Source organism: Frankia sp. CeRuru1, assembly GCF_977966315.1.
Genome location: NZ_CDWWEW010000333.1, coordinates 737 through 3,918, shown reverse-complemented (window position 1 = coordinate 3,918; position 3,182 = coordinate 737). Strand labels below are relative to the sequence as shown.

Genomic DNA, 3,182 nt, shown 5'->3' with positions numbered 1-3,182 from the left:
CTGGAACATGGCGGTAGGAGGTCGCTAGTGATCATCGGAAACAGTCGGCACCCCGGCTGGTACATGCCGGTCACGGTCATCGGATACAGTTTGATCGCCGCATTGATTGTGATAGCGGCTTTTGCTGGAATCCCAGGCATCTGGGTAGTCGTTTCCGCAGCCCTTTTGGGTGGCGCTTTCAGGTTCTTGCTGAGGAGGATTCTGCACGAGGATGGTTGAGCCGTTTGCTGCACCAAGCTGAGATATATATCCATGTGATCAATTCGCGTTACCCTTCGGTCGCCATCCCTCCAGAAAATATGCCGTAAGGTAAACGTTCGGAAATCCTGTGGGAGGGCATGATGGATATCAGTGTCTCATCCGTGAGACAGAGGCCGTCCTGCTGCTCCTTCTAGCTCCGTGGAAAGCATGTTCGAGGCTGCTCGTCGCGCTCCGGCCTTCGCCTGATCGTCCCGGTTGTCGGTCGAGACCGGACCGGGACCCGGATCCGGGGGAGATGCCGCCAGGTCACGGCTGGCCGCGAACAGCAGGTCCTCGCCGGTCGCCGGGCGTAGTCGCAGGTCGGCGAGCGCGCCGGCCCCGACTCCGGCCCGGGTCAGGGCGGTGCGCGCGGCGGCGGGGCCGGCGCCGTAGAGGACCGCGATCATCTCCGGGCCGGTCGGATCCGGCCGGTACACCAGGTCCGTGCGGCGCAACGCCGGGCGGGGGGCGCCGACCGGCAGGGTGAAGCGGGCGTGCGTGAGGTCATCGTCCCGGCGCCGGCGCTCCAGGCCCCGATCCGGTCTCCGACCCCGCTGCGGCGCGCGGCCTTGTTCCCCTGCTTCGGCCCGCTTCGCCGCCGGTCCGGCCAGCCGGTCGATCTCGGCGGTGACCACCCGGGCCAGCAGCTCGGCGCTGGCGTCCCAGGTGAACCCAGCCGCCCAGGCGCGGGCCGCCGCGCGCAGCTCGGCCGCCGCGGGCGGCTCGGCCAGTAGCCGTAGCGCCGCGTCGAGGGTCTTCTCCAGCGGCTCGCCCTCGTCGACCAGCCATCCCGTCGTCCCGTCCCGGACCGCGTCGCGCAGCCCCGGGACCCGGAACGCCACCGCGGGCACCCCGAGGGCGGCGGCCTCCAGCACCGACAGCCCCCAGCCCTCACCATGCGAGGGGTTGACCGTCAGCCAGGCCGAGGAAAGCAACCGGTCGCGGGTGGCGGCATTGGTGTAGCCGTGCCAGCGCACGGCGTCACCGTCCCGGTCGGTCGTGCCTCCCGAGCCCGGAGCCGCCCCCGGGTCGGTGGTGGTCACCGTATCTGGGGTGGTCAGCCCGAGGGCGACCGCGCGGGCGGTCAGGCGTTCGCGGTCCGGGCCGTCGCCGATGATGTGGACGGTGAGCCCGGGATGCGCCCCGACCAGCGCGGGCAGCGCGTCGAGGAGCAGGTGGAGCCGCTTGTGCGGCACGAGCCGGCCGACGCACACGATGGTGGGTGCCGTCGCGGGGCCGCCATCCGAGCCTGCGGGCCCGCCGCCAGCCGGGCCCGTGAACGCGGTGGCCCCGGTGGTCGAGTTAGCCCCGGCGGCCGAGGTGGTCACCCCGTTGGGGACCAGGAAGCGCGGGCCGGGCAGGCCGAGGATGTCACGGGCCTCGGCGCGGGTCGAGGGGGAGACGACCACCACCGGTCGGCGCCGGTAGACCCACCGGCTGCCCGGCGCCTCCAGCAGCTGCCCGACCCGGGCGACCGGCCCGGGGAAGTACAACGGGAACTGTTTCTGATGAACGTGGTGGAGCACCTGCACGACGGGGGTGCTCGCCGGCAGCACCAGGGGGCTGAAGAACGGGATCCCGTTCTGGCAGTCGACGACGGCGTCGACGCGGTGCCCGGCCCGCCCCAGGCTGGCCAGCCGGGCGAGCACCGACGGATAGACGCCGAAGGTGCCGCCCCCGCGGCGTACCTCGACGCCGCCGACGGACTCGGCGACGGGCGGACCCGGGCGTTCACCGTCCGTGGCCCGCGAGGTCAGCAGGGTGACCCGGGCACCGGCCGCGGCGAACCGTTCGGCGATCGACTGGCAGAACAGCTCCGCCCCGCCGGCCTGCGGATGCTCCCGGTCCCGCCAGTTGAGGAACACCACGTGCCGGCCAGCGAGGGTGGGCAGGTACCGGCGCTCCCGGGACCCTCCGCGGTGTGTCGACCCTTCCGGGGGTGTCACGCTGGGGCTTCCCGTCACCGGTGGCATTCCTTCCGTTTCATTCCGCTCGCCAGGGCTTACCATGTTCGTCTGCAACGTTCGCCTGCAACCTACCGATGTCGGAAAATCGTCGGCCACTTACCATGGTCGGTGTTCCGCTGTGGGTGATTCGACGTGTCCCGTTCCCGGTGGGGAGACTGATGGCGAAGCCCTCGCGTGAGGCTGTGACGGGCCTGCTGGCCGGTCCGGCAGCGCTGGCCGTCGCCGGCATGCTCGTCAACGGGTGCAACCTGCTGATGAACCTGATCGTCGCCCGGTCGCTGGACCCGGACTCCTACGGCGCCGTGTCGGTGCAGGTCAGCATTTTCCTGATTCTCTCGGTCGCGGGTAACGCGCTGCTGATCGCCGTGGTGCGGCACGAGACGTCTGGGCCGGGGGGCACCCGGCGCGAGCAGTGGTCCTGGATCCGGCGGCTGCGGGGCGCCTGCGGCGTCGGCATCGTGATCTCCGCGATCGTCGCGGTGGTGCTGTGCCGGCCGGTGGCCGCGCTGATGTCTTATCCGCATCCGCTCGCGATCGCCGAGGCGACCATCGGTGCCGCGCTGTGGACGCTGCTGTGCGTCGAACGCGGCCTGCTGCAGGCCCGGGGGGCCTATCCGCGCCTCGCCGTCAACTTCGTGGTCGAGGGCTTCGTCCGGATCGGCCTGGTGATCGTGCTCGTGCTGGGCGGGCTCGGGGTGAACGGCGCGGGCCTGGGCATCGTGCTCGGCGTCGTCGTCGGCGCCGAGCACGCCCGGTGGGCCGTCACGCGCACCCCGCGGCTGCCGCGCCCGCCCGTGTCCCAGCGCGGGGCAACCGTGTCCCAGCGCGGGGCAACCGTGCTGCCTGACGACGGCACACCGCCGGCCACCGGGCCGATTCCGCTGCCGATCCCGGCGCCGCGCGCCAGCGCCCGGCACAGCGTCATCGCCGACACCACCGTCGCCCTCGGCGCGCTGATCCCCCTTGCCCTGCTGC

At 71.8% G+C, this 3,182-nt stretch carries 3 protein-coding genes; 2 read left to right on the top strand and 1 reads right to left on the bottom strand.

Going from position 1 to position 3,182, the window contains the following annotated elements; all coding sequences use genetic code 11:
* Positions 1-219, top strand: a 219-nt coding sequence (locus AC08OP_RS19525; RefSeq protein WP_476615505.1) for a hypothetical protein, incomplete at its 5' end; no start/stop codon positions are given.
* Positions 220-356: 137 nt separating this feature from the next.
* Here the strand turns inward: AC08OP_RS19525 and AC08OP_RS19520 are convergent.
* Entirely contained in the window at positions 357-2,213 is a 1,857-nt protein-coding gene (locus tag AC08OP_RS19520; protein ID WP_476615504.1) for a glycosyltransferase family 4 protein, read from the bottom strand.
* Between the two features lie 152 nt (positions 2,214-2,365).
* Between AC08OP_RS19520 and AC08OP_RS19515 the strand changes: the two genes are divergently transcribed.
* The coding region (locus AC08OP_RS19515; RefSeq protein ID WP_476615503.1) for an MATE family efflux transporter at positions 2,366-3,182 on the top strand (817 nt) is incomplete at its 3' end.